This window comes from Parasaccharibacter sp. TMW 2.1888 (assembly GCF_023167265.1).
Classification (GTDB): Bacteria; Pseudomonadota; Alphaproteobacteria; order Acetobacterales; family Acetobacteraceae; genus Bombella; species Bombella apis.
Map to the genome: position 1 here is coordinate 660186 of NZ_CP030979.1, position 25752 is coordinate 685937.

Annotated in this window: 16 protein-coding genes; 6 read left to right on the forward strand and 10 right to left on the reverse strand. The window is 60.2% G+C overall.

Annotated features, from left to right (window positions below; genetic code table 11):
- Window positions 1–68: 68 nt before the first annotated feature.
- The gene (locus tag DTQ13_RS03085) at window positions 69–1817 is read right to left on the reverse strand and encodes a sensor histidine kinase (RefSeq protein ID WP_248461062.1); all 1749 of its coding nucleotides are present in this window, start codon (window positions 1815–1817) and stop codon (window positions 69–71) included.
- Window positions 1818–1876: 59 nt separating this feature from the next.
- Window positions 1877–2653 carry a response regulator transcription factor gene (locus DTQ13_RS03090; protein WP_081562832.1) on the reverse strand — a complete coding sequence of 259 codons (777 nt, stop codon included), beginning with the start codon at window positions 2651–2653 and terminating at the stop codon, window positions 1877–1879.
- 366 nt (window positions 2654–3019) lie between these two features.
- Here DTQ13_RS03090 and DTQ13_RS03095 point away from each other — a divergent pair, with 366 nt between their 5' ends.
- The 4 genes from DTQ13_RS03095 to infC all read left to right on the forward strand — a co-directional run bounded on the left by DTQ13_RS03095 (window position 3020) and on the right by infC (window position 7467).
- Window positions 3020–3658: a nucleotide exchange factor GrpE gene (locus tag DTQ13_RS03095; RefSeq protein WP_248461063.1), complete on the forward strand. Its 639-nt coding sequence runs from the start codon at window positions 3020–3022 to the stop codon at window positions 3656–3658.
- Between the two features lie 26 nt (window positions 3659–3684).
- Entirely contained in the window at window positions 3685–4644 is a 960-nt protein-coding gene (locus tag DTQ13_RS03100) for a glycosyltransferase family 9 protein (RefSeq protein WP_086431330.1), read from the forward strand.
- A 201-nt stretch (window positions 4645–4845) separates the two neighbouring features.
- Window positions 4846–6792, forward strand: coding sequence for a threonine--tRNA ligase (gene thrS, locus DTQ13_RS03105; protein ID WP_248461065.1), 1947 nt, complete (start codon window positions 4846–4848; stop codon window positions 6790–6792).
- Window positions 6793–6906: 114 nt separating this feature from the next.
- A complete protein-coding gene (gene infC / locus DTQ13_RS03110; protein WP_043557988.1) occupies window positions 6907–7467 on the forward strand; it encodes a translation initiation factor IF-3 in 561 nt (186 codons plus the stop codon).
- Window positions 7468–7618: 151 nt separating this feature from the next.
- On the opposite strand, the gene metF is transcribed toward infC, so the two are convergent.
- Together metF and DTQ13_RS03120 are read right to left on the reverse strand one after the other, a co-directional pair.
- Window positions 7619–8497, reverse strand: a complete 879-nt coding sequence (gene metF, locus DTQ13_RS03115) for a methylenetetrahydrofolate reductase [NAD(P)H] (protein WP_248461067.1) — start codon at window positions 8495–8497, stop codon at window positions 7619–7621.
- A gap of 26 nt (window positions 8498–8523) precedes the next feature.
- Entirely contained in the window at window positions 8524–9417 is an 894-nt protein-coding gene (locus tag DTQ13_RS03120; protein ID WP_248461068.1) for a methyltransferase domain-containing protein, read from the reverse strand.
- 352 nt (window positions 9418–9769) lie between these two features.
- On the opposite strand from DTQ13_RS03120, the gene metE reads away from it, so the two are divergent.
- Window positions 9770–12100, forward strand: coding sequence for a 5-methyltetrahydropteroyltriglutamate--homocysteine S-methyltransferase (gene metE / locus DTQ13_RS03125; protein WP_043557978.1), 2331 nt, complete (start codon window positions 9770–9772; stop codon window positions 12098–12100).
- Between the two features lie 167 nt (window positions 12101–12267).
- Here the strand turns inward: metE and DTQ13_RS03130 are convergent, their stop codons facing one another.
- Window positions 12268–12822 carry an MliC family protein gene (locus DTQ13_RS03130; RefSeq protein ID WP_043557977.1) on the reverse strand — a complete coding sequence of 185 codons (555 nt, stop codon included), beginning with the start codon at window positions 12820–12822 and terminating at the stop codon, window positions 12268–12270.
- Window positions 12812–13342, reverse strand: a complete 531-nt coding sequence (locus DTQ13_RS03135; RefSeq protein WP_043558433.1) for a hypothetical protein — start codon at window positions 13340–13342, stop codon at window positions 12812–12814. The genes DTQ13_RS03130 and DTQ13_RS03135 overlap by 11 nt, the downstream gene beginning before the upstream one ends.
- Before the next feature lie 148 nt (window positions 13343–13490).
- Between DTQ13_RS03135 and DTQ13_RS03140 the strand changes: the two genes are divergently transcribed.
- Entirely contained in the window at window positions 13491–16223 is a 2733-nt protein-coding gene (locus tag DTQ13_RS03140; protein WP_248461069.1) for a pitrilysin family protein, read from the forward strand.
- A 99-nt stretch (window positions 16224–16322) separates the two neighbouring features.
- On the opposite strand, the gene DTQ13_RS03145 is transcribed toward DTQ13_RS03140, so the two are convergent.
- The 4 genes from DTQ13_RS03145 to rpsA form a co-directional block, all read right to left on the reverse strand.
- On the reverse strand, window positions 16323–17357 hold the full coding sequence (locus tag DTQ13_RS03145) for a glycosyltransferase (protein WP_081562839.1): 1035 nt from the start codon (window positions 17355–17357) through the stop codon (window positions 16323–16325).
- A 31-nt stretch (window positions 17358–17388) separates the two neighbouring features.
- The gene (locus DTQ13_RS03150; protein ID WP_248461072.1) at window positions 17389–20397 is read right to left on the reverse strand and encodes a glycosyltransferase; all 3009 of its coding nucleotides are present in this window, start codon (window positions 20395–20397) and stop codon (window positions 17389–17391) included.
- 8 nt (window positions 20398–20405) lie between these two features.
- Window positions 20406–23783 (reverse strand): glycosyltransferase, encoded by a 3378-nt coding sequence (locus DTQ13_RS03155; RefSeq protein WP_248461073.1) that lies wholly within the window; start codon window positions 23781–23783, stop codon window positions 20406–20408.
- A gap of 229 nt (window positions 23784–24012) precedes the next feature.
- Window positions 24013–25722 carry a 30S ribosomal protein S1 gene (gene rpsA, locus DTQ13_RS03160; protein WP_043558429.1) on the reverse strand — a complete coding sequence of 570 codons (1710 nt, stop codon included), beginning with the start codon at window positions 25720–25722 and terminating at the stop codon, window positions 24013–24015.
- Window positions 25723–25752 lie beyond the last annotated feature (30 nt).

Genomic DNA, 25752 nt, shown 5'->3' on the forward strand with positions numbered 1-25752 from the left:
TGGCGGAACTGCCAGCGCAGTGGAGCATATCACAGTCTCCAACCCACAAGAAACAGACCCCCGCCTGCCTACTCCGGAACAGGCGGAAGTGCCGCAGCCGTAAAGCGGGGCAGACGGATGACAAAGCGGGCCCCACAGATGCGGCTCTGCTGGGTTTCCGGATCCAGCTCTTCCCGGTTCTCTGCGTGCAGGGTTCCCTCGAAGGCCAGAATGATCTGCCGGCTGATGGCCAGCCCCAGGCCGGAATGCTTCCCGAAATTCTCCCCGGGGGGACGTTCCGAGTAAAAGCGCTCAAATATGCTGTCCAGCTTTGCAGGCGGTATGCCAGGCCCGTCATCCTCCACGGCAATCTCTATGGTCGGGCCACCGGGGTAGATGGTGCCATCTTCGGCCAGCTTCGGCAGCCCCTTCATGACACGGACAGCAAGCCGGATGATACCATCCGGCGGGGAAAAGGACTTCGCATTGCCGATCAGATTATGCAGGACCTGGACAAGCCCATCCCGCCCGACCATCACATTGAGGGGTTCTTCCCCTTCCGGAATGGACAGCACCAGCCTGGCAGCATGCTCCTTGCGGGTGGCCTGGTTCACCTCGACAAACAGCTCCAGCAGCGCCACGACATCAACCACCACACGCCCGCCCCGCTTGAGCTCTCCCTCAACCCGGCTGGCAAAGGAAATGTCCGCTATCAGCCGCTCCAGCCGCTGGACATCCCGCCCGAGGATACCAAGCAGCCGGTCCCGGGCCTGAACATCCGCAATGCGGGGCAGGGTATCCAGAGCCGAGCGGATGGAAGACAGCGGATTCTTCAGCTCGTGGCTGACTTCCGATGCAAAACGTTCCACATCATCCATTCTGGCCCACAGGGCCAGTGCACTCTCACGCAGGGTCCGGGCGAGTTCACCAATCTCATCCCGGCGGCTGAGCAGCGCATAGGGCAGACCATCCACCCGGCCCTGCCCGGGCTCACGCATCTCCCGCGACCGCACGACAAGGCGACGCAAAGGCCGGGACAGTGTCATCGCAAAATACCACGACAGCAGGACGGCAGCTCCCATGCTCATCAGCATCATGATAACGATGACCCATCGCACCTTGATGATGGCCCGATCGATATCCGCATTGTGACGGGTCAGCTGAAGGACGCCGACCGTCTCCCCATTCACCACGACGGGCGCCACAACGGTCATGACCAGCTCATGCTGGGCAGTCTGCCGAATATAGGGTGGCAGGTCCTCCCGGGCACTGAGATGGACATCCTCACCCGTATCCTGCCCGAAATTCTGTGATGTCGTCGAATTGTCCAGAGGGACATCCCCCTCTCTGGTCCTGAGAGGAATCAGGGACAGGACCCAGCCATAAATACGGTCAACCACATTGACATTCGGCTGCCAGCGGGTGCCGGATGCCGTCAGGACGCCGCCCCTGGCGCTTTCTGTCAGCAAGGACCCGTTGGGCGCATAAAGCCGGACCTGCGCATTGCGGCTGAAACGGATCATGTCATCCAGAAAAAGGTGGGCCACCTTCGTATCCAGCTCGACCTCCCCGCTTTCAGGATCGACCTTCTGCGCCTGCTGGAGAACAGAGGCATAAATGCGGGCCTGCTCCCGCAGGCTATCCACACTGTCATTCAGCAGCGTGTTGCGTACCTCATTGATGGAAAGAAGCAGCCCCCCCATGAACAGCAGCGGCAGAAAATTGACCAGCAGAAGCCGGCTCGTCAGCGGCGAGACCCAACGCCGCAGCCGCACGGCACGCAGATACTCCCAGGTGCTCCGCAGGGGGCTTGTCAGCTCGTCATGCCCGGTAATCATGACGGAACCCTGCCAGTGCCGACAGACATGATCTCTCCAGGGCAGGCCATAGGATCACCTCACTCCCGATAGCGGTACCCGACACCGTAAAGGGTCTCGATATGATTGAAACATTCATCCACCCGACGGAACTTCTTGCGGACCCGTTTGATGTGACTGTCGATCGTACGGTCATCAACATAAATGCTGTCCCCATAAGCCGCATCAATCAGCTGGTCGCGGGATTTCACCAGCCCCGGACGCACGACAAGTGCCTTGACGAGCAGAAACTCGGTAACTGTCAGCGCCACCTCCTGACCATTCCAGAGGCACTGGTGCCGGGCTTCATCCAGCGCCAGCGCACCGCGGACCAGGATGCTGCTGCTTGCCCCAGCCTCCCCCGTGATTTCCGCCTGACTGACCTCATGCCGGCGCAGCAGGGCACGGATCCGCTCCACCAGCAGGCGAACAGAAAAAGGCTTGGTAATATAATCATCCGCCCCCAGGCGCAGCCCCATGAGCTGGTCCATCTCTTCATCCTTGGAGGTCAGGAAAATGACAGGCAGGCTGCTCGAACGCATGCGCAGCCGACGCAGAAGCTCCATCCCGTCCATGCGGGGCATCTTGACATCCAGCACCGCCAGGGATGTCGAGCGGGACAGGATACCCTGCAGGGCACTTTCCCCATCCGTATAGACATGAACCGTGAAACCCTCGGCCTCCAGCGTCATCTGAACAGATGTCAGAATGTTCCGGTCATCATCCACCAGGGCAATGACCGGAACCTGCTGGGCCTTGGAACCATGTTTCTCTTCCGTGTGAGACGGAACCACGGGAGGGAAAGTGGTCTTCTTCATGCAAACTCCTGTGCCTTGCAACATAACAAGCAACAAAAAATCTCAACACAAAGTTAAGACTGTTTACAGCAAATATTAACAGGAAGACGACTGCCAACACATGCCACTATTCTGACAACATTATACATTGAATCCCGGTAATTCCGCCAGCCCATTATGTAAATTGTGTTTTTTTACGCTGCCATCCAAAATTCAGCGCCACCCTTCCCCAGCACTACCTCCCCCCTTGCTTTTGCCGCATGGGACACTATCTCCTAGAGGCACGAAAGGAGCGCATCCTGCCGCTGCAATCACGAAAACCCGAAAGGGCATAGTGAGTCGAGTCCGCAGGAAATGTGCTCACGAAGACGGAAACAGGGTCACGATATGACAGAACAGACTTCTCATACCGACATGCCACAGACCGATACCACACAGCACGAAGCCCAGCCGCACAACACGGCATCCCAGGCCGAGGCGCATGAGGCTCACGCTACGGAAGAACAGGCCGGGACCGGCACTGCCGAGGAGCGCATTGCCGCCCTTGAAGAGAAACTGGCTGAGATGGAAGACCGCTGGAAGCGCTCCGAAGCGGACAACCAGAATCTCCGTGCCCGCCACAAGCGCGAGATTGAAGACACCCGCCATTACGCCGTTCAGAAATTCGCCCGTGATGTCGTCGAAGCCGCCGAGAACCTGCACCGTGGCCTGTCCGCCCTGCCCCCGCGTGAAGAGGGCGAGGATGCCCTGATCACCCGCCTGCGGGAAGGATTCGAAGGGACAGAGCGCTCCTTCCTCTCCATTCTGGAACGGAATGGCATCACCAGACTGGACCCGACACACGGACCGTTTGATGCCAACCTGCATCAGGCCATGCAGGAGCAGGAAGTCGACCACCTTCCGCCCAACCATGTCGTGCAGGCATGGACGCCAACATGGATGCTGAAAGACCGCCTGCTGAAGCCAGCCATGGTCATCGTCTCCAACGCTTCCTCAACGGGTCAGCCTCCCGAAAAGAAGGACTGATTCCCGGAACGATCACCCGGAGCCTCATGCCGCAGAAGATACTGATCATCCGTCATGGTGCTCTGGGAGATCTCTTTCAGGCGTTTGGAGCCTTTGCCTCCATCCGTCATGCTTTCCCCCACGACCATGTCACTCTCCTGACAGCCAGTCCCTATCATGATCTGGCCTCGTGCTGCCCGTGGTTCGATGCCATCGCCACGGATGACCGGCCTCCCTTCACCAATCTGCGCCACTGGCTGAAAATCCGCCACATCCTGCGACAGATGGACATGGTGTTTGACCTCCAGAATTCCGGCCGGACAGCCCGCTATTTCCATCTTGTCCGCCCCGGCACTGTTTGGTCCGGCCAGAACAGGCGGGCCAGCCTGCCCCATCTCAATCCACAAGCCCGCCAGATGCACACGCTCGTGCGGCAGGCCGATCAGCTCCGGGCGGCTGGCCTCCCTTCCCTGCCCCGTACCGTCCCGGAATTTCTCAAGAACCGAGGCCCATACCTGCCCGCCCCCTACGCCGTGCTCGTGCCCGGGGCCGCACCACACCGCCCGGCGAAACGCTGGCCTGCCCTCCATTTTGCCACGCTGGCACAGGCTCTCGACACGTGGGGCTGCCAGCCCGTCATCATCGGCAGTACGGCGGACCGCCCACTGGCAGACATCATCCGCTCCCGGGTTCCGCAGGCACTGGACCTGACAGGCCGGACGGACCTTCCCGCTCTGGCCGGGCTGCTCCACCGTGCCCTGCTCTGCATAGGCAATGACACCGGCCCGCTGCACATGGCCGCCACGATGGACTGCCCAACCCTGACCCTCTTTTCCGCCGACAGTGACCCGAGACGCTGTGCCCCCCTCAGCATCACGCCCGGGCAGAGCCGGGTACTGGACTGCCCCGACCTCTCCACCCTGCACCCGGAACGGGTTCTCAGACTGCTGGAAGACTGGGGCCGACCTCTCATGCAGGCCCGCCTGACGCTTCAGGGGCATGGTTGATCGACAAAACGTGACCAGCCGACCCTGCCCCGAAAACTGGCAGGAACCAGCAAAAAACCGCCCTTCCTCCATCTGGCTGCATATTAGGGCTTGCAGGACAGCGCCATAAAAGGCCATTTTCGCCCCCATCTCTGTCTGCTGCGCCTTTCCTTTCATACAAGGGCAGCATCCTCTTCTGACCAACAACCAAGGAGTTCCTCCATGCCCGCCATTACCCTGCCCGATGGAAGCATTCGCACCTTCGATGGGGCAGTGACCGGGACAACCATCGCCGAGGCCATCGGGCCGGGTCTCGCCCGTGCCGCCATGGCCATGGAAGTTGATGGCAAAGCCGTGGACCTTGGTTTCACGATCAGCAAAGACAGTACCGTCCGCTTCATCACCCGCAAGGATGATGACGTGCTGGAGATGATCCGCCACGATGCCGCCCATGTCATGGCCGAGGCCGTGCAGGAGCTCTGGCCGGGAACGCAGGTCACCATCGGCCCGAGCATCAAGGATGGTTTCTATTACGACTTCTTCCGGGACAAACCCTTCACACCAGCCGACTTTGAAGCCATCGAAGCCAAGATGGCCGAGATCATCACACGGGGCGATGCCTTCACCCGTGAGGTGTGGGACCGGGACGAGGCCATTGCCTTCTTCGAGAAACGTGGTGAAAAGTTCAAGGCCGAGCTGATCCGGGACCTGCCGGAAAGTGAGGAAATCTCCATCTACCGTCAGGGCGAATGGCTGGACCTCTGCCGTGGGCCACACCTCCGCAGCACGGCGGATGTCGGCAACGCCTTCAAGCTGATGCGGGTGGCCGGGGCCTACTGGCGTGGTGACCACCGCAACCCCATGCTGACCCGCATCTACGGCACGGCATGGCGGGACAAGAAGGAACTGAAGGCCTATCTCCTGCGGCTTGAGGAAGCCGAAAAGCGGGACCATCGCCGCATCGGCCGGGACATGGACCTCTTCCACATTCAGGAAGAGGCGGTCGGCCAGATTTTCTGGCACCAGAAGGGCTGGCGCCTCTACACGGCGGTGCAGGATTACATGCGCCGTGCCCAGAACCGGAATGACTATCAGGAAGTCCGCACCCCGCAGCTGGTGGACCGGACCCTCTGGGAAGCCTCCGGCCACTGGGACAAGTACCGTGAGCACATGTTCATCGCCACGGTGGAGGATGAAGACAAGACCCTCGCCCTCAAGCCGATGAACTGCCCCTGCCATGTGCAGATTTTCCGTCACGGCCTGCGCTCCTACCGTGAACTGCCACTACGCATGGCGGAATTCGGCGCCTGCCACCGGTACGAACCGTCCGGCTCCCTGCATGGCATCATGCGGGTGCGGGGCTTCACGCAGGATGACGCCCACATTTTCTGCACGGATGACCAGATCGCCGAAGAAACGGCCCGTTTCGTCACCATGCTGGGCGAGGTCTACAGGGATTTCGGCTTCGAGAGTTTCCGTGTGAAATTCTCCGACCGTCCCGAAACCCGTGCCGGGTCTGACGAGGTGTGGAACCGGGCCGAGGGGGCCCTCAAGCGGGCCTGCGAGATGGTCGGCGTGGAGTATGAACTGAATCCCGGTGAAGGGGCCTTCTATGGTCCGAAACTGGAATTCGTCCTGACCGATGCCATCGGGCGTGACTGGCAGTGTGGCACGCTCCAGGTGGACTACGTCCTGCCGGAACGGCTGGATGCCTCCTACATCGGCGAGGACAGTGCACGCCACCGCCCTGTCATGCTGCACCGTGCCATCCTTGGCAGCTTCGAACGCTTCCTGGGTATCCTGATCGAACAGTATGCAGGCAAGTTCCCGCTCTGGCTGGCCCCGACGCAGGTTGTGGTAGCCAGCATCGTCACCGATGCCGCCGATTATGCGTTGGAAGTCACCGAACGTCTGCGCAAGGCCGGTCTTCATGCCGAGGCGGATGTCCGCAATGAGAAGATCAACGCCAAGGTGCGTGAGCACAGTCTGGCCCGGGTGCCGGTCATGCTCGTGGTCGGCCGCCGGGAAGCGGAAGAAGGCACTGTCAGCGTCCGCCGTCTTGGTGAACAGGCACAGAATGTGATGGCTGCCGATAAGATCATCGCCGCACTGGTGGAGGAAGCCACACCGCCAGATATCCTGCGGGCTGCCTCCCGGAAAACGGCCTGATCTCTCCTGCGTCTGCCCCCTTGCACCATACCGGTGCGGGGGGTATGAATCTGAACAGGTAGTTTGAGTCCCGTTGCTCTTTCATCAGTGATGGGGCCGCAGCATCAACAGGAGATGACCATAGCTAGACCGCCGTTTCACGCCGCCCCGAACCGCGATGGGCCACGTGTCAATGAAGAGATCCGGGTGCCGCAGGTACGTGTTATCGACGCCGAAGGCGAAATGATCGGCATCATGCCGACGCGTGAGGCTCTTTCCCGTGCTTTTTCTGAAGGACTGGACCTGCTGGAAATCAGCCCGACGGCGGAGCCCCCGGTTGCGAAGATCCTCGATTACGGCAAGTTCAAGTACGAACAGCAGAAGAAACGTAACGAAGCCCGCAAGAAGCAGAAGGTCATCGAGATCAAGGAAGTGAAGGTCCGCCCGGGTACGGGTGAGCACGACTTCCAGACCAAGGCCAAGGCCGTCCGCTCCTTCCTGGAGGAAGGTGACAAGGTCAAGGTTTCCCTGCGCTTCAAAGGACGTGAAGTGGCCCATCAGGACCTCGGTGCCAAGATGATGCATCGCATCCGTGAGTCCGTGGAAGATATTGCCAAGGCCGAACAGATGCCTCGCCTTGAGAATCGCCAGATGATCATGATTCTGGCCCCGAGCAAGCAGCGGGACACCAAATGATGTTTCCGGCCACCCTGTCCTGAAGGTGGCTTGAGACATGCTCCATGAAAACCCCCGGTCCTGCATGGCAGAGCCGGGGGTTTTTACCTTCATGACCCCACGTTGCAGCGCCCCTCCGGTGAAGAAGGAGCGCATGAGTACGGGAACACACTCAGGCCACGTTCTCCACCAGAGCATGGCAGCGCTGGCGGCCCAGCAACGTGCAGAGAGTTGACGTGGGTGCGCTCTGATTGAGCGTGTAGAAATGGAAATGCTCCACCCCTTCATCTCTCAGACGCTGGCAGATGCGGTCTGTCACCACGGCACTCAGGCGGGAGCGGATCGGAGCCAGATCATCCACCCCCTCAAACAGGGCTTTGAGTTCCTCCGGCACGGAGGCACCGCACATCCGGGCAAAGCGCCATGCCTGCGACGCCCGACCTATGGGCAGGATGCCCGGCACGATGGGCCTGGTGATTCCTGCCTTCACGGCACGATCCCGAAAACGCAGAAAACTCTCGGGGTTGAAAAAAAACTGCGTGATGGCCCTGTCTGCCCCGGCATCAAACTTCTCCTTGAGATGATCGATGTCTAACTGGGACGACTCCGCTTCCGGATGAGTCTCCGGATAAGCTGCGACAGAAATCTCGAAAGGAGCAACCTTCTTCAACCCCGCCACGAGGTCTGCTGCATAGCGGTAGCCCTGCGGGTGTGGCACGTAGGGCGTTGCCGCCGCCCCTTTTGCCACCGGCGGATCCCCCCGCAAAGCTACGATATGCTTCACTCCATTGTCCCAATAGGCTCTGGCCACATCGTCCACCTCTCCCCGGGACGCATTGACGCAGGTCAGATGCCCCGCAAGAGGAGTCGATACCTTGGCCGACATCTGCCGCAAGGTCTCCAGAGTCCGTTCCCGTGAGGAACCGCCTGCCCCATAGGTGACAGACATGAAGCGGGGCTCATAAGCCGTGAGCCGCTGGGCGACACGCAGCAGAGCTGCGGATTTTTCATCCGTTTTCGCCGGGAAGAATTCAAATGAGACCTCAGGCATGATGCCAGTTCCTTTTACATACGGTTCTACGTAACCCTTGATTGCTGATCAAACGGCAAGCGGCCCATCCAGAGCTTCACCGTCAATTCTCCATCGAGAGAGACAGGGGGGTCTGCTTCCAGCCCTGCCGCCTCGAACCATTGTTTCATGCGGTCATCACTGAAGCCGAGATACATGTGGGCATCCCGTGTGCGGAGTTCCTCACGGTCATGCAGGGCAAAATCCACCACCAGCAGACGCCCGCCGGGGCTGAGAATCCGGGCCGACTCGGCAATGACGGCGGCCGGGTGCTGCGCATAACGCAGCGCCTGATGCAGAATGGTCAGATCAGCCGAGCCTGCAGCCAGTGGCAGGGCATAGAAATTGCCCTGCCGCAGCTTGATCTCTTCTCCATCCGCCGTCCGGTTCTCTTCCAGCTTGACCCGGGCCAACCTCAACATGGAGGGGCTGCGGTCAAACCCGATGGCGCTTTCACACTGCGGGGCCAGAAGCTCGAGCATGCGCCCTGTCCCCGTCCCGATATCCACAACACGCCCGAGCGGTCCATCACCCACCAGTTTCACGATGGCCGACTCGACAGATTCTTCCGAAACATGCAGGGAGCGAATCGCATCCCACTCCGCTGCATGAACCTCAAACCAGTCCTCGGCCTCACCCATGCGGACATTCCGCACGGCCTGGAGGCGTTGCCGGTCCGCCCGGCCCATCTCGTCATCATCCTCCTCGTGATAACGCCGCCAATGGTCCAACGCTGCAAAAATGGGCTCCAGGTCATTCTCGTCCCCAAGGGCAAGAAAAACCCAGCTTCCTTCTTTGCGGCGCTCCACCAGTTCGGCCTCCGCCAGCACCTTTACATGCCGGGAAACCCGCGGCTGGCTCTGGCCCAGAACCTGGGCCAGTTCGCCAACTGACAACTCCATTTCGCGCAGCAGGCGCAAAATTCTCAGACGCGTCGGCTCTGCAAGAGCCTGAAAGATTATAAGAGCACGATCCATGCAGACTATATATAATGACTTCATTATATATGCAATATCTGTTGACACATTTAAAAAGCCCTGTCACTTCTGGTTCCCGAAGCACAGCCCGGCCTGTCTCCCCACCCCGTGCAGGAGATGGACCGGACGCTTTTCCCGGCTGCCTCCCGGAGGCAGTCCCGATCTCATCGGTGGGGCAGATACCGCCCGCCCGTTTGCCTTTCTCCCCCGGCGGCACATCCCGCAGGGTGGTGGAAGGCAAATGGAACGGTGCCCACCCAACGCCAGGAGACATGTCATGACCGTACGCGTCGCAACACTGGGCTTTCCCCGTATCGGTGGTCGCCGTGAACTGAAAAAGGCTCTGGAAAGTTTCTGGGCCGGCAACAGCAGCGAGGCCGAGCTGCTCCAGACCGCCGCCAGCCTCCGCAAGGAGAACTGGACCCGCCAGAAGGAGCAGGGAGCGGACATCATCCCCTCCAACGATTTCTCCCTCTATGACCATGTGCTGGATACCAGCGCCCTGGTCGGGGCCGTGCCGGATATCTATGGCCACAAGGGTGGCAAGGTGGACCTCACCACCTATTTTGCCATCGCCCGTGGCCGTCAGGTCGCCGGTGGGGAAGAGGCCGGGGACCATGCCCACGATTGTTCCTGTCATCACCATGCCGCCACCGATGTTCCCGCTGCGGAAATGACGAAGTGGTTCGACACGAACTATCACTACCTCGTGCCGGAATTCAAAGAAGGGCAGAGCTTCAGCCTCTCCTCCACCAAGATCATTGACGAATACAGGGAAGCCAAGGCCCAGGGCATCGAGACACGCCCTGTCCTGCTGGGGCCGGTAAGCTTCCTGCTGCTGGGCAAGGCCCACGGTGCAGCCTTCAACAAGCTGGACCTGCTGCCGGGGCTGCTCTCCGTCTATACCGAGGTGCTGCGTGAGCTGCGTCAGGCTGGGGCCGAATGGGTCCAGATTGATGAGCCGACCCTGGTGCTGGACCTTGATGATGCCACCCGCAAGGCTTTTGCCCTAGCCTATCAGAGCCTCACCAGTGCCGTTCCTGACATCAGGCTGCTGCTGACGACCTATTTCGGCGGGCTGGGTGACAATCTGGAGACAGCCCTGTCCCTGCCGGTTCATGGCCTGCATGTCGATCTGGTCCGTGCCCCGCACCAGCTGGAGGACGTCGTCGCCAAGGCACGCCCGGACCTGCTGCTCTCCCTCGGCGTGATTGATGGCCGGAACATCTGGAAGGCCGACCTTTCCAGAATTCTGAAGCACATCGCTCCAGTTGCCGCCAAGCGTGACATCATCGTGGCCCCGTCCTGCTCCCTGCTGCACACGCCGATTGATCTGGAGCGTGAGACGCAGCTGGATGCCGAGGTGAAGAACTGGCTGGCCTTTGCCGTGCAGAAGATTGCCGAACTCGCCACCATCGCCAAGGCCCTCAACGAAGGCCATGAGAGCGTGAAGGCCGTTCTGGACGCCTCCGATGCTGCTGCCGAGAGCCGCCGCACCTCCACACGCATCCATAATCAGGATGTGAAGAAGCGTGCCGCCCAGAAGGACGCCAAACTGACACAGCGTCAGTCCGCCTTCCCTGTCCGCCAGAAGGCGCAGGAAGAGGCCCTGAAGCTGCCGCTCTTCCCCACCACCACCATCGGCTCCTTCCCGCAGACGAAGGAAGTGCGTCAGGCCCGTGCCCGCCACGCCAAGAAGGAACTCTCCACGCAGGATTACGTGGCCTTCCTCCAGAAGGAGACGGCATCCGCCATCAAGTGGCAGGAAGAGGTCGGGCTGGACGTCCTCGTGCATGGCGAGTTCGAGCGCAACGACATGGTGCAGTATTTTGGTGAGAAGCTTTCAGGCTTCGTCTTCACCAAACATGCCTGGGTGCAGTCCTACGGTTCCCGCTATGTCCGCCCGCCCATCATCTTTGGTGATGTCTCCCGCCCGGCAGCCATGACGCTCGACTGGTGGCAGTATGCACAGTCCTGCTCCAGGAAGCCGGTAAAGGGGATGCTGACAGGCCCGGTCACGATCCTGAACTGGTCCTTCGTCCGTGACGATCAGCCACGCTCGGAGACATGCCGCCAGATCGCCTTCGCCATCCGTGACGAAGTGCAGGACCTGGAGAAGGCTGGCTGCCCCGTCATCCAGATTGACGAAGCCGCCCTGCGTGAGGGTCTCCCCCTGCGCCGCAAGGACTGGCAGCATTATCTGGACTGGGCCGTGGAAAGCTTCCGTGTCACGGCCAGCGGCGTGCAGGACAGGACGCAGATCCACACCCACATGTGCTACTCCGAGTTCAACGACATCATCCAGGCCATCGCCGACATGGATGCTGACGTGATCTCCATCGAGACGGCACGCTCCAAGATGGAACTGCTGGAAGCCTTCACCGATCACAAATACCCTGCCGAGATCGGCCCGGGCGTGTATGACATCCACTCCCCCCGTGTTCCGTCCGTCGAGGAAATGGTCGAGCTGCTGCGTGCGGCAGAGAAGAAGGTTGCCCGCCGCCAGCTCTGGGTGAACCCGGATTGCGGCCTGAAGACCCGCAACTGGAAGGAAGTCCGCCCGGCCATCACCAACATGGTCAAGGCTGCCGAGATCCTGCGTGGCTGAAGGTTGAAAGAGATGGAATCCGGCTTCGTTACCTAGCACGATCCATCCAATGAAGCCGGGTTCCGGGGGCGATTTAAAACAGTCTCCCCCACATGGAAAGGGCTCCCTCTCTGGGGAGCCCTTTTCTGTATTTCCGCTTCCATTGCTACAGGGCATCTGCCCCATGCTCAATGATCAGCCGTTTTCCCACCTGAAGGGACGACATGGCAGGAAAAGAACACATCATCCTTCCCCTCACGGGCAAACGTGACCTCATCACCCTTCGACCACCAGCTATAGCTGCCTGCCACATATTTGGCACCATCAGCCGCCACGACATTGGAAAACACCAGCACACGACCATCCACGGGCAGAATGGCCAATGCCATGATATCTGCTGTCAGATAGGTCACCGTGAAACGGCCAGCAGGCAGGGAAGTCCGCAGGGACCGGACATCATCACCCGCCTTCTTCTCATCCAGGCTGCATGTATAATCGACATCCTGCCGCCCCACGACCTCATCGGCCGGCAGGGGAATCAGGAGATGATTCTCGGCCTTCCGGGCTGGGACGGCCTTTTTGCGGGATGATGGACCAGGCTTTCTGTCCTGTACCGGTGCGACAGACTGAGCCTGGAGAGACGCAGCCGTTTCATCACCTGCCACGGCCTCATGCCCCCCAGTCCAGACCACGCCCAGCAGCAGCCCACACAGGGAGGCTACCTTCATCCGGTCATATGCCATCAGTCACGACTCCTCTCAGTTCGACACGACGTCTTGCGGCCCTGCGTTCTTCCTCCGGCGGACGGGGCTGGCAGGCCATGAAATACAGACCCGTCACAAACGCCAGCTGCGACAGCAGGCCCAGACGGTTCCACAACCATGTGGCCGGAGAAGACGGAGCCATGAAAACGGATATGGTCTCATAAACCAGAAAGGCCAGACAGATCAGCCGCAGGCTGCGCATCAGCGGGCGCAGGGGATTGAGCGTGTTCGGCCTCACCAATGGGCGGAACCGCTGGAAGCCGACAAACAGCACGATACTGCACAGAAGTACCAGAACGGACTGGACACTCTCGCTGATGGAGGCCCCGTACATCAGCAACGGTGCCAGAAGGCAGGCAAACTGGAGAACGACGGACCCAAGCTCAAAATTGATGCCGATGCTCCAGGCAGACATGGCACCCGGCAGACGGTCCGCAACGGGCTGGAACAGCCTGTCCAGAATGAAATCATCCAGTGCCTGAAGAACCCCCTCCTTCATCCTGTCTCCTTTTCTCTGATACCATGCCATCCTGGCGTGGCCTGACTCCTGGCCGGGAGTATAACAGAACACACCCCTTGACGATATGTAACCAACACACCGAAAACAGACACAGACCCTTCCCCTGCTGAAAGGATGCGCAGCCCTCATGGCTCTACCCGCTTCACTGTTCCGTCCGGCCCTGCTTGCGGTCACACTGCTGACCACCAGCCTCACGGCCCTGCCCGCCCTGGCCGAAACGCCTCCCCAGCCGACCCGGACCCCAGCGGCACCAGCTGCCCTGACCACAACCGATGAGGAAGGCGTTACCCGGGCGACCCTGAAGAACGGCCTGCGTGTCATCATCGTCCAGAACCATCTGGCCCCGGTCGTGCAGACAATGATGAATTACGAAGTCGGGTCCGTGGATACCCCCAAAGGGTTCCCCGGTACGGCCCATGCGCTTGAACACATGATGTTCAATGGCTCGAAGTCCCTCAGCCGGGACCAGCTGGCCACACTCAGCGCACGGCTCGGCAACAACGACAATGCCGATACGACAGCAGACGTCACCCAGTATTACTTCACCGCCCCTGCCAGTGATCTGGACATTCTCCTGCGTATCGAAGCAGGCAGGATGGAGGGCCTGACTCTGAGCGGAGATGAATGGGCACATGAGCGCGGTGCTATCGAGCAGGAAGTCTCCCGTGATCTCTCCAGCCCGATCTATCGTTACCTTTCACAGGTACGAGGCCTGCTCTACAAGGGGACACCATACGAAGCCGATGCCTTGGGCAGCCGCCCGTCCTTCGATGCCACGACGGTCGATCAGCTGCGGCAGTTCTATGAAAGCTGGTACGCCCCCAACAATGCCGTGCTGGTCATCACCGGTGATGTGGACCCGACCGAAACGCTGAAGAAGGTTGACGCCGCTTTTGGGTCCCTGCCAGCCCGCACCCTGCCAGAACACCCACGGGTTGTGCCGAAACCTGTCGCCAGCCAGACCCTGTCCCTGCCAACGGACCTGCCAGCTGGACTGGTCACGCTGGCATGGCAGATGCCCGGGCAGCGTGACCCCCGCTTTGCTGCCGCCACGCTTCTGGCCGACGTGCTGGCCAGCCAGCGGGCTGATCTCTTTGCCCTCGTCCCGCAGGGAACAGCACTTGAGACCGGCTTCATGTATGCACCAGAAGCCCAGGGCGGCATTGCCACGGCCTATGCGGTCTTCCCGCAGGGTGGCAATCCAGACCCGGTCCGGGTGAAGATGGCCTCCATTCTGGAGCATTACCGCTCCTCAGGCCTGCCGGCAGACCTCATCGAAGCGGCACGGCGGCGGGAAATCGCTGCGCTGGAATTCAACGCCAACAGCATCAGCGGACAGGCGGAAAGCTGGTCCCAGGCTGTGGCCATCCAGCACCTGCACAATCCCCGTGACATGATCCGGGCCTTCCAGACCGTCACCAAAGCCGATATTGATGCCCTGGCACAGGAATGGCTGGACCCCAACCACGCCATCAGTGCGACGCTGACACCCAGCAACTCTGGCAAGCCGCTGGCAGATAAAGGCTTTGGTGGTGCCGAATCCTTCACCAATCCGCCCAAGGAGCATGTCACCCTGCCGGACTGGGCAGAGCAGGCTCTTGCCCGGCTGACCCTGCCCCCAGCCTCCCCCCAGCCTTATGCCACCACACTGCCCAACGGCCTGCGGCTGATTGTCCAGCCCGAGCATGTAAGCCATACAATCGAGCTGTATGGCAGCATCCGCCAGAACCCCGCCCTGGAGCAGCCACAGGGCAAGGAGGGTATAGCCTCCCTGACGGACCGGCTTTTCCTCTATGGCAGCACGCAGCATGACCGGCTCTCGCTGGCCCGTGCCCTTGATGACATCTCTGCCGAAGAAGAAGCCGGAAGCAGCTTCAGCCTCAGCACCCTGACAGATTCCTTCACCACAGGCCTGTCCCTTCTGGCAGAGCACGAGCTGCACCCAGCCTTCCCGGCCCAGGCCTTCGTCATCACACGGGAGCAGGAAGCCCGCAGCCAGCAGGGCACGTTGCAATCCCCCGCCTATCGCTTCGGCCGGGCTGTCAAGAAAGCACTGGTCCCGGCAAAGGACCCGACCCTGCGTGAAGCCACGCCAGAGAGTATCCGGGCCCTCAGCCTCAATGACGTGAACACCTATTACCGGCTGGCCTACCGGCCAGACCTGACAACCATCGTCATCATCGGGGACATTACGCCAGAGGATGCCGTACAGAAAATCACGGCTGCCTTTGGCAGCTGGCAGGCCAGGGGACCGGCCCCGCAGATTGACCTGCCGCCAATTCCCCCCAGCCGTGCCAGCAGAACGGTGGTTGCCGACCCCGGGCGCTCCCAGGACAAGGTAACACTGACAGAAACACTGGGCCTGACCGTCACCAACCCGGACCGTCATGCTCTGGCCGTCGGCAACACCATTCTGGGTGATGGCTTCTCATCCCTCCTGATGCAGGACCTCCGTGTCCGTACAGGGTATGTCTATGGTGTTGGCAGTGCACTGAATTACAGCCGCACACGCAGCAGTTTCTCCATCACCTTCGGAGCGGACCCGGCCAAAGTACCCGCCGCACAGGCCCTGGCCATCAAGGACCTGAACCGGCTGAGGACAAAACCTGTCTCTGACGAGACGCTGGACCTCGCCAAGGCCAGCCTTCTGCGCAGTTTCCCGATGAGCCGGGCCAGCTTCGATTCCCTTGCCGGTCTCTGGCTCTCTCTGATTGATCTCGACCTGCCGCTGGACAACCCGGGCAAGGCCGCCAAAGCCGTTTATGAAATGACAGCAACGGATGTGCAGAAAGCCTTCGCCCGGTGGATCCGCCCGACAGACCTGGCCCGCATCATCATGGGGCCCGCACCGGCACGATGAAGGGCAGTCATTCAGCCCCCTGAACGAAAAAAGGGCACCCCCACGGGTGCCCTTTTCCATACCTGCCACACGTCAGCGTGACCCATGGCGCACTGCAGGTCAGAGCAGGCCTTCATCCATCAGATAATTCACGGCCTGGAGGATGCGGTTGCCATACAGATGCTCCTTCATGGTCCGCTCCTGCGCCTTCCTGGCCATCTCGAACCGCAGGTCATCATCCCGCAGATACCGGTTCACGATCTGCTCGAAATCATCACGGTTCGAGAAAACCGGAATCTCGTCTGCTTCATAATACCGGCGCAGCTCATAGGTTTCCTCATGAAAAACCTGGAAAGCCCCAGCCGCCGCAGCCTCGAACGTGCGTGGGCCCGGCGTGGACGGGGAAATCATGAAGCGTTTGTTCTCAAAATGCAGGGAGCGGCCCAGATTCAGCACCAGACGTGAGCGGCTATACAACTCGATGAGCTGCTGTTTCTCAATCCGGGCATCTGAGAAGCCCACACCCATCTCACCCCAGCCCGGCCCGATGATACGGATATTGAGCTGCTGGAGCACCGGCATGAGGTTGCGCACGACCTCCTTGCGGGAACTGAAAGCCACACCGCAGAAGAGAACATCAATGGTCTTGTCCGCCTGCCGGTCGAGCGGCACATAGTGCTGTTTGGGGCAGGCCCCCAGCGGCAGATGGAACACCCGGTCACGCTGGTAGAAATTGTGCCCCCAGCGGTCGCAGGAAAAGATCACATCAAAATCATTGGCGATCTGGTAATGGGCATCCTGCTCATAGGGGTCTTCCGTGGCCCAGAAGGTCGTCACGGCACCAACCTTTTTCGCAGCCCGTGAGACCTCCCCGAAATAGGTGCTCTCCGGCAGGTAAGACCCCATGGCAAACACCAGGGCCGGCTGAAGGGTATGGATGGCCGAGGCAGCGGCCGTCACATGCACGGACACCACGTTCCCTTTGCCAAAGCAGTCTTCCAGTCCCTCCATGATGGTGGCACGCACCTGGGCATTGGCGTGGCTCTCATAACGGCCACCGCTACAGAGCAGCACTTTGTGCTCTTTTCTTTTGGGCCTGTTCTTCTTCCGGCTGTCCTTGTCCTTCACGGCGGTCTGCCCTTCACCTGCGCTCATCTGTCACTCCCCCACAACGCCTTGCCCCATGTCAGTTCAGGGAGGCATCCACAATCTGTTTCAATCTATGTCTGAACTGCCCCAGATCGGTATCCCGTTTCACAGCCTCCAGGGCAGACTGGCGGATACGCTGCCAGAGTGTTTCATCATCATACAGCTGCTCCACCGCTGCGGCAAAACCTGCCGGGTCCGTTCCCGGTGCGCTCAGCAGGCTCTCCCCAGCCTGCCAGCCCACCTCCTCCCGAAGCAGATCCGTCACGACCATGGGCAGACCCCGGGCAGCAGCTTCATGCACCTTGAAGGGCAGACCACCGGCAAAGCGTGTCGGCGCCACAAACACCCGGTACCTGTCAAACAGTGCACCAAGATCATCCACCGCTCCCAGAATCTCGACGCGGTCATGCTGTCCCAGCGGGGTCATGTCCACGGCAGGATGAACATACCCGGCAATGTGCAGGCATACATCTTCCGGCAGCGCCTTCAGCAAAGGCAGGACCTCTTCGACAAACCACGTCATGCTGTCGTAATTGGGCGAGGCCTCGCTATGGAAGGCCCCAAGGAAGAGGATGTCCCGCCGCTCCCCATAAGGCCGGGATGTCGGCTCGACTGCCATGCCATGCCCCAGAACCATCACATTGGGATAGCCCGCCCGGCGGATCAGCCCGGCATCATGCTCTGTCACAGCCACGATCTGCTGGCAGTAATGGGCACAGCGCAGCTCCTCCGCCAGCAGCCGGTCCTGCTCTTCCTCCCAGGCTTCCGGCGCAAGCTCCGGAGCCGGGCTGCCATCAGCCATCAGGCCCGTCACCTGCTGCTGAAGGAGAGTTCTCGGGGCCGCCACCACTTCCGTATCCAGGACGGAGCCACAATGCGGCAGGAAGCGGCTTGCCTCATTCAGCAGAGGCAGAAGGCGGGCCATGTTGTGGGTCCGCCCGACCCAGAGCAGGTCATAATACCCGGCCCGTTCTTCCAGAAACTCCAGCAGAGTGGACATGTCCTGATTGAAGACCAGCTCCACCTCTTCCGGGAAGTCCCGGTAAAGCAGAAAGGGCGGTATCTGCTCCCGCATGACGGGAAAGACCGTCACATGATAATCCAGCGCCACAAGCGCACGGACAATATCATTGGAACGCACATAGCCTGAACCCAGACCCCGCAAGGGGATCCGATCCTCGATCAGCAGGACACGCTGCCGCTCCGGCCTGCGCCGCTCGCGCCCCAGCAGGGCATTGCGGATATGCTGGGGCTGCTGCTGACGCAGGAACTCCTGATGCTGCTGGGCAAAGACCTTCCAGTGCCGCTGGATGAGCTGATGGGAGCCACTCTGCCCGGAACTGCCGAACTCCAGATGCTCGACCATCGCCAGCGGTTCATAGACAATCCGGGCCCCGATCTTCTGGAGCCGGACACACAGATCCGTATCCTCGAAATAGGCAGGCCAGTACCGGGTATCGTACCCACCAAGACGCCGGAGCAGCCCTGTCCTGACCAGCAGAAAAGCTGCCGAGCCATAATCGACCTCCCGGCTGAAGCTGGCCTCGGGAATGTTGGGGTCATCCTGCCGCCGGTATCCATAGGTCGCTCCGTCCCTCCAGATGATGGACCCGGCTTCCTGAAGGAAGAGATTGGTCCGCACCAGACGGGCTGCCACGGCCCCGGTTGTTTCCTGACGATACAGGCGCTTCAGCGCATGGTGCAGCGCATCGGGATAAAGCCGTATGTCATTGTTGAGATACAGCACAGCCGGTGCCGTGACATGCTCCAGCGCCTCATTGCAGCCCAGCAGATAGCCGATATTGGTCCTGTGCCGAAGGATGATCGCCCCCTCGACAAGCTGTTCCAGACCGGATGTCTCATCACAAGAGCCGGAATCCACAATGATGAGCTCGATGGCTCCATCATATCCAGCCCGCAGGGACGCCAGAGCCTGAAGGGTGAGGTCGATCTGGTCATGCACGACCATGATGACACTGACTTCCGCCATGCCCCGCACCCGGAAATCCAGCTTCTGACGGGCGAGGGCAGGCAGATGCAGGGCCGCATCATCCCGGAACAGCTGGCGGGTCTGGTCCTCATCAGGAAGAGGGTCCTCACATCCCACTGGTACGGCATGGCCAGCCTTTTCCGCTACCAGACGGGCAAAGGGACTGTCATAGACACCGCCCTCACAATCCGACCAGACGAGAGGATGGCGTTTATAAAGCGCCAGATCAATTCCCTCTGCTGGTGAACGTCCCTCATGCGCCCCGAACAGAACGAAATGTTCATACCCATTCCGCAATCCCCCGGCACCGACGGAAGGAAGAATATCCGGGGATGTCCTGCGGTAATAGGCCTCATCGAACCAGGGCGACGGATTGAAGGCCTCCGGCGTTGGATTTGTCAGATAATGATGCAGCGCATTACCATAATCCCCGGCCTCGATGGCTTCACGCACCTGCGGGTAAGTTTCCAGATACCAGGGGGCATCAAAATACCAGGAAAGTGGCGCAGCATCTGCGATATAGGCCGGCAGAACCAGCCATGAGGCCAGCAGCCCCTCCGGGCCGAACCACTCCTCATGACGGCCTGCCATTTCCTGAAGCAGCGTCACATCCACAAAGGGCCCCGCCCTGAACCCATGCGCCTCACCATGGGAGAGGTAATGGTCATACCCGTTGCAGAAACCACGCTCTGCCAGATGACGGTCTGTCAGCTCCAGATATCGACGGCGATAGGCCACCTCATCAAACAGCCAGTGTGGCGAGAAGCGATGATACCCCTCTGACCGGTAATGCTCGAAGCCGGACTTCCAGCGTTTTTCCAACAGGCCACGTCGCACTTCAGGATAGGCCTGCCGATACCATATCTCATCAAAATACCGGTTGGGCGAATGCCCCCTGTGGCAGCCAATCTCCTCGTAGAAACGCTGCGCATCTTCATAGCCATGCTGGAGCATCAGCTCCTGCGCATCAGGGTACCGCAGCAGATACCACTGCGGCTGGAACTCAAGCCACTGGGGTGACAGTCCCCCCAATGGCCCACCGGCCCTGTCCGCCACGCCAGAACTCATTGCCGGGACTGTCGGTCAGAAAGGTCCAGCACCAGCTGCCGGATACGCTCCTGCTGCTCGTCGGTCGGCATTTCACGGTAAAGCACCTGGCAACGGCCCCCTTCCATCTGCATGCAGATATCCGTCACGACCGTCCCGAAAATCTCTCCGATGATATTCACCAGAGCCAGATGCCAGACGCCGCCCATTGGGCTGACACGCCCCTTCCATGGTCTCAGGAGCCCTTCAAAGCCAGAGCAGAGTGGCGCATCGTGATGGGCTGTCCGGACATCATCCCGGGCAAAACGGGACATGGCGAAAAGGACGATCTCATCCGTCTCCTCACTGACCATGGCAGCGTACACCGTACCAGACCGGCCCTGCCCCGCCATGAAGCTCCAGCCCCGCAGAACGACCCCCCCCAGCTCCTCGGGCGGCACGACCAGCGTCGTATCCTCATTGGCTGCCAGAAGCTCCAGACGGTCCATGAAATAGAACTGCGTCCCCTGCTCCTGCGCAAAGAGGCGCCCTCGCGGGAAACGGGTCAGCGGAACACCCCGCAGGACATTGTCATCATTCACGACCCTGTAAAAATCGTTCAGAATCACATCATTGTCCAGACGGAAGGCCCTGATGCTCTTGACCTTGCTGCCCTCGACCTCCAGGCCATAGGCCAGCAGCTGGAACGCCCCACGGCCATTGATGGAGTTGACAAGGCCGATCCTGTACCAGCCCTCGCACCATTTGCCCCGGAGCGCCGCCTTGACGGAAAAACCGGACCGGCGCGGCACATCGGCACCGAACAGTTCCGAAATGTCCCCCCGGCTTTCCCGCTCGCTCTTCAGGAAGATCAGCGGGCTCCGCTCATCTTCACTGATCAGCACGACATGCAGCTGTCCCGCCGTCGTGACACCAGGAATGAACAGCCAGCCACGGAGATGGAATTCATCAGCCGATTTGAAGGTCTTCTCTGCCCCTTCAACAAGCACATGGTGGCAGATGTCATCCAGATAACAGTTGGCCCCCTGGATGGCGAACCAGTCATTGATGTGCGATGGCAGATTGATGGCCAGATCCCGCACCAGCGGGGGATCAAAAATATGACGGGGCGGCGCCTGGTTCTTCCAGGAAGAGATGGGCAGAAGGCCAAGCTGCCCGGCATCCAGCATCAGGTCTGACACACCGAGAAGACGCTTTGGTGCGAGCTCCCTGTAAAGGCTGAGCAACCCGGCCGTATAATCTCCTTCATGCGTCCAGAGATCAGGCGTGATGGCCTCCATCATCTTCCGGCGGATATCCTCCGAAGACCGCAGAAGCTCCAGACGTTCCAGCACAACGTCTGCCCGGCTGACCGGTACCTTGAAGCCATTGACACCATCCGTCACACGGTCATCCAGCGCCCCGATTTCCGTCACGATGGGCACCAGCCCGTACTGCCATGCCTCGGAGAGGGAGATGCAGTAGGTCTCGGGCCATATGGAGAGAAACAGCGCCACATCGGCCTGTTTCATGACATCCGTATTGCCGACCTCGTACCGCCCATGCACCGTTACGTTCGGGCGTTTCATCCCCTCCAGCACCGGCTGATAATCCGGATGGACATAGCCCAGAATGTGGAAATGGAAATGATCAGGATGGGCCGCCTCTATCAGGGAAAGGATGGTATCCGCTCCCTTGGTCCGGGCGAAATTGCCAACAACAGCCACGCCCAGCGGGCGTTCTTCCAGCGGCCTGTAAGCGTTGGGCACAACCGGCACCGTCACGTCGGGGCTCGGGATTCCGTTGACCAGACTGATCTTCCTGTCCAGCACAGGGTAGATCCTGTGCATGAAGTCCCGAGAATGGGCCGTACCGAACATGATGGCATCAACGTGGTGCAGCATCCGGTCGATGAAGGCACGGCGGGTCTGTTCCCCGCCATACTCGATCCCTTCCGCCTGCTTCAGCATGATATCCATGGCCAGAACGGAACCAAACTGGTCCTCCACATGCCGCATCTCCTGATTCAGCAGGTTGTAGCGGGATGACACCAGCCAGAAATCATGCGCCGAGAACAGGACGCCTGTCCCGCTTGCCTTGGCAATGAGCGGCAGGGAAAGAGCGTGATGCCCCAGATGCTGGAAATGAACCACATCGATATTGTACTGGCTCAGCACACTGGAGAAGAGCATCTCTTCCTGCGCATCGCAGACGACATCATCCCAGCTGCATTCCGCAATATCGAAACGCTCCAGCTCATGCCCGTTGGCAGACAGGAGGCGGCAGTTCGTCCCCCGCCGCAGCCAGAAGAAAAACTCCACATCCCGGCCCAGAAAGGAGCAAAGCTCCCGCTGGTAAACCTCAACCCCACCCCAGACCTGCTCATGAATGGTGGAGTGGGTGCACATCAGCACCCGCAGGCGGTTGCGGCGTGGTGTCGGCACCACATTGGCCGGAGCATAGCATGTGAACTCCGCCTGCGTGACTTCACGGATGAACTGGAGACGATGCGCATAGAGATGCTGCCCGATGACCGACTTCTGCGCCGCCAGGGCGGAGTCCTGCCGCAGCTCATGATCCCGCAGCAGTCGGGCGATGCTCTCCACCACCTCATCATCATCATGGGCCAGATGAACGCCATCCACACTCCTGAAGTGCTCGACATCCATGCCACGGGCCACTTCAACCACCTGCGCTGTCCCTGCGAGGCCAAGCTCAAAATAGCGTGGACCAGGCGCCGTCGCCTGGCTGACATCACCATGGCTGGCATAGTCCCGGAACATGGTCAGCGTCACAGCACTGGCATTGGCGAAATCAATAAAGGCCTCATGGCTGACAGGCCGCTGGAGGGCCAGTGCAGCAATATCGTCCGGCAGCGGGGGAAGATATTCATTGCCCGGGCAGACAAGCTTCAGCCTTACATCAGGAAAGCTGGCCAGAACACGCCGGAGAGTCCGCACCCGGTTGGGCCACATCGTCCCGGCAAAAAACAGATCATACTCACAATCAGCCGCAGCCCGCACGGGCCGCTCATGCAGGCTGGGACTCGCAGCCAGCGGCAGATAATGCCCCTTGCCCTGATAGACTGACACGGAGGCCGGATCATTGGTGAAAACATGGTCAAACAGCGGAGCCAGCTGACCGTTTATCTCCTGCATGAAGGGGTCTTCAAATGTCCAGAGAATCACGGTCTTGAAGGCGGGGCGCACACGGCGGATCAGGGCCTGATTGATGCGCTGGCCATCAATACAGAGCAGGGTGTCATGCTGGCCGGAGGCCGCCGCACTGGCCAGACTCATATTGTCGGCAACGACAATGTTTTCTTTCCCGAACAGCTCTTCTGCCGCACGCTGTATTGCCAGTGTCAGATAGGCATTCGGGTTATGGGTATGATTCGTGTTGTAGATAATCGCCATTGCCAACCCTGAGTTCCAAGAAAAACCTATCTTCAAGTCTGGCCGCACCAGACAGACCGTAAGAACGGCTTAATTACAGAGGACGAGCCAGTCTGAAGCGCAGCTCCAGTAAAGATTTACCACCAACATAATTACAAAACAATAAAAGGGCGGCCAAATGGCCGCCCTTTTACCGCTTTGAATCCATGAAGAAATGTTACCATTCCGCCATGGTCCGAAAATGAGCTTCTCAGTCCTCGGAGCTACGACGACGGATGGCCGCACCAAGGATATCACCGAGAGATGCACCGGAGTCAGAAGAGCCATACTCACTGATGGCCTGCTTGTCTTCCTCAACCTCACGACCACGGATGGTCAGAGACAGCTTGCGGGAAGAACGGTCCAGACCGACCACCTTGGCATCGACCTTCTCGCCAACAGCGAAGCGTTCCGGACGCTGCTCGCTCTTGTCACGGGCCAGCTCGCCACGACGGATGAAGCCTGTCAGGACATCATCGACCTTGACCTCGATCCCGTTGCTCTGAACAGCCGTCACAACGCAGGTGACGACATCACCCTTGTTGATGCGGTCCAGCACATCGGCAGCCGGGTCTTCCTGAAGCTGCTTGATACCCAGGGAGATACGCTCCTTCTCGGCATCCACGTCGAGAACCTTGGCCTGAACGACCTGGCCCTTCTCGTAGCGCTTCATGACCTCTTCGCCGGACTCGTCCCAGGACAGGTCGGACATGTGGACCATGCCGTCGATGTCGGCGGACAGGCCGATGAACAGACCGAACTCGGTGATGTTGCGGATCTCGCCTTCGATGACAGAGCCAACCTTGTGCTCTTCAGCGAACTGCTCCCACGGATTCCGCTGAACCTGCTTCAGGCCCAGGGAGATGCGGCGCTTGGCGCTGTCCACATCCAGAACCATGACCTCGACCTCCTGGGAGGTGGCCACGATCTTGCCCGGATGGACGTTCTTCTTCGTCCAGGACATTTCGGAGACGTGCACCAGACCTTCAACACCCGGCTCCAGCTCAACGAAGGCACCGTAGTCCGTGATGTTGGTCACGCGGCCCGTGAAGCGGGCATTGACCGGATACTTGACGGCCACGTTCTCCCACGGATCAGCCTCAAGCTGCTTCATGCCCAGGGAGATGCGCTGCGTGTCGGAGTTGAAGCGGATCACCTGCACGCGGACAGGCTGGCCGATCTGCAGAGCTTCAGACGGATGGTTGATGCGCTTCCAGGCGATGTCGGTGACATGCAGCAGGCCATCAACGCCGCCGAGGTCAACGAACGCACCGTAATCGGTGATGTTCTTGACGACGCCGTCGAGGATCATGCCTTCCTTCAGGCCCTGGATCAGCTCGGAACGCTGCTCGGCACGGGTCTCTTCCAGAACGGCGCGACGTGACACGACGATGTTGCCACGGGCCCGGTCCATCTTGAGTATCTGGAACGGCTGCGGCTGGCCCATGAGCGGCCCGACGTCACGCACGGGGCGGATGTCCACCTGGCTGCCCGGCAGGAAGGCCATGGCGCCGCCCAGATCAACCGTGAAACCACCCTTCACGCGACCATAGATCGTGCCGTTGACACGCTGGTTGTGGGCAAAAGCGCTCTCCAGAGCGGTCCATGCCTCTTCGCGGCGGGCTTTCTCACGGGACAGAACGATGGAACCGTCACGGTCCTCGTAGCGCTCGATGAACAGCTCGAACACATCACCCGGCTTCACATCCGGGGTTGTGCCAACAGGGCCGAACTCGCGCAGGGCAACACGCCCCTCGCTCTTCAGGCCGACATCGACGATGGCGTGATCGTCTGTCAGACGGATGACACGGCCGCGGACAACGGTCCCGTCAAACGCACTGTCACTGCCCAGTGTTTCATCCAGCAGGGCAGCAAAATCTTCTTTACCGTGTTCCGGTGTATTCTGAGTGGCAGAAGCCATGTATTTCCAGCATTCCAGAGTGCCGCAGCC

Excerpts from the sequence above, each read along its gene's own strand:
- metF (WP_248461067.1), bottom strand. The coding sequence starts at position 8,497 with ATGCCTGAGGTCTCATTTGAATTCTTCCCGGCGAAAACGGATGAAAAA.
- thrS (WP_248461065.1), top strand. The coding sequence starts at position 4,846 with ATGCCCGCCATTACCCTGCCCGATGGAAGCATTCGCACCTTCGATGGG.
- DTQ13_RS03140 (WP_248461069.1), top strand. The coding sequence starts at position 13,491 with ATGGCTCTACCCGCTTCACTGTTCCGTCCGGCCCTGCTTGCGGTCACA.
- DTQ13_RS03120 (WP_248461068.1), bottom strand. The coding sequence starts at position 9,417 with ATGGAGTTGTCAGTTGGCGAACTGGCCCAGGTTCTGGGCCAGAGCCAG.
- DTQ13_RS03100 (WP_086431330.1), top strand. The coding sequence starts at position 3,685 with ATGCCGCAGAAGATACTGATCATCCGTCATGGTGCTCTGGGAGATCTC.
- DTQ13_RS03130 (WP_043557977.1), bottom strand. The coding sequence starts at position 12,822 with ATGGCATATGACCGGATGAAGGTAGCCTCCCTGTGTGGGCTGCTGCTG.
- rpsA (WP_043558429.1), bottom strand. The coding sequence starts at position 25,722 with ATGGCTTCTGCCACTCAGAATACACCGGAACACGGTAAAGAAGATTTT.
- DTQ13_RS03085 (WP_248461062.1), bottom strand. The coding sequence starts at position 1,817 with ATGATTACCGGGCATGACGAGCTGACAAGCCCCCTGCGGAGCACCTGG.
- metE (WP_043557978.1), top strand. The coding sequence starts at position 9,770 with ATGACCGTACGCGTCGCAACACTGGGCTTTCCCCGTATCGGTGGTCGC.
- DTQ13_RS03155 (WP_248461073.1), bottom strand. The coding sequence starts at position 23,783 with ATGGCGATTATCTACAACACGAATCATACCCATAACCCGAATGCCTAT.
- DTQ13_RS03145 (WP_081562839.1), bottom strand. The coding sequence starts at position 17,357 with ATGAGCGCAGGTGAAGGGCAGACCGCCGTGAAGGACAAGGACAGCCGG.
- DTQ13_RS03090 (WP_081562832.1), bottom strand. The coding sequence starts at position 2,653 with ATGAAGAAGACCACTTTCCCTCCCGTGGTTCCGTCTCACACGGAAGAG.
- DTQ13_RS03095 (WP_248461063.1), top strand. The coding sequence starts at position 3,020 with ATGACAGAACAGACTTCTCATACCGACATGCCACAGACCGATACCACA.
- DTQ13_RS03135 (WP_043558433.1), bottom strand. The coding sequence starts at position 13,342 with ATGAAGGAGGGGGTTCTTCAGGCACTGGATGATTTCATTCTGGACAGG.
- infC (WP_043557988.1), top strand. The coding sequence starts at position 6,907 with ATGACCATAGCTAGACCGCCGTTTCACGCCGCCCCGAACCGCGATGGG.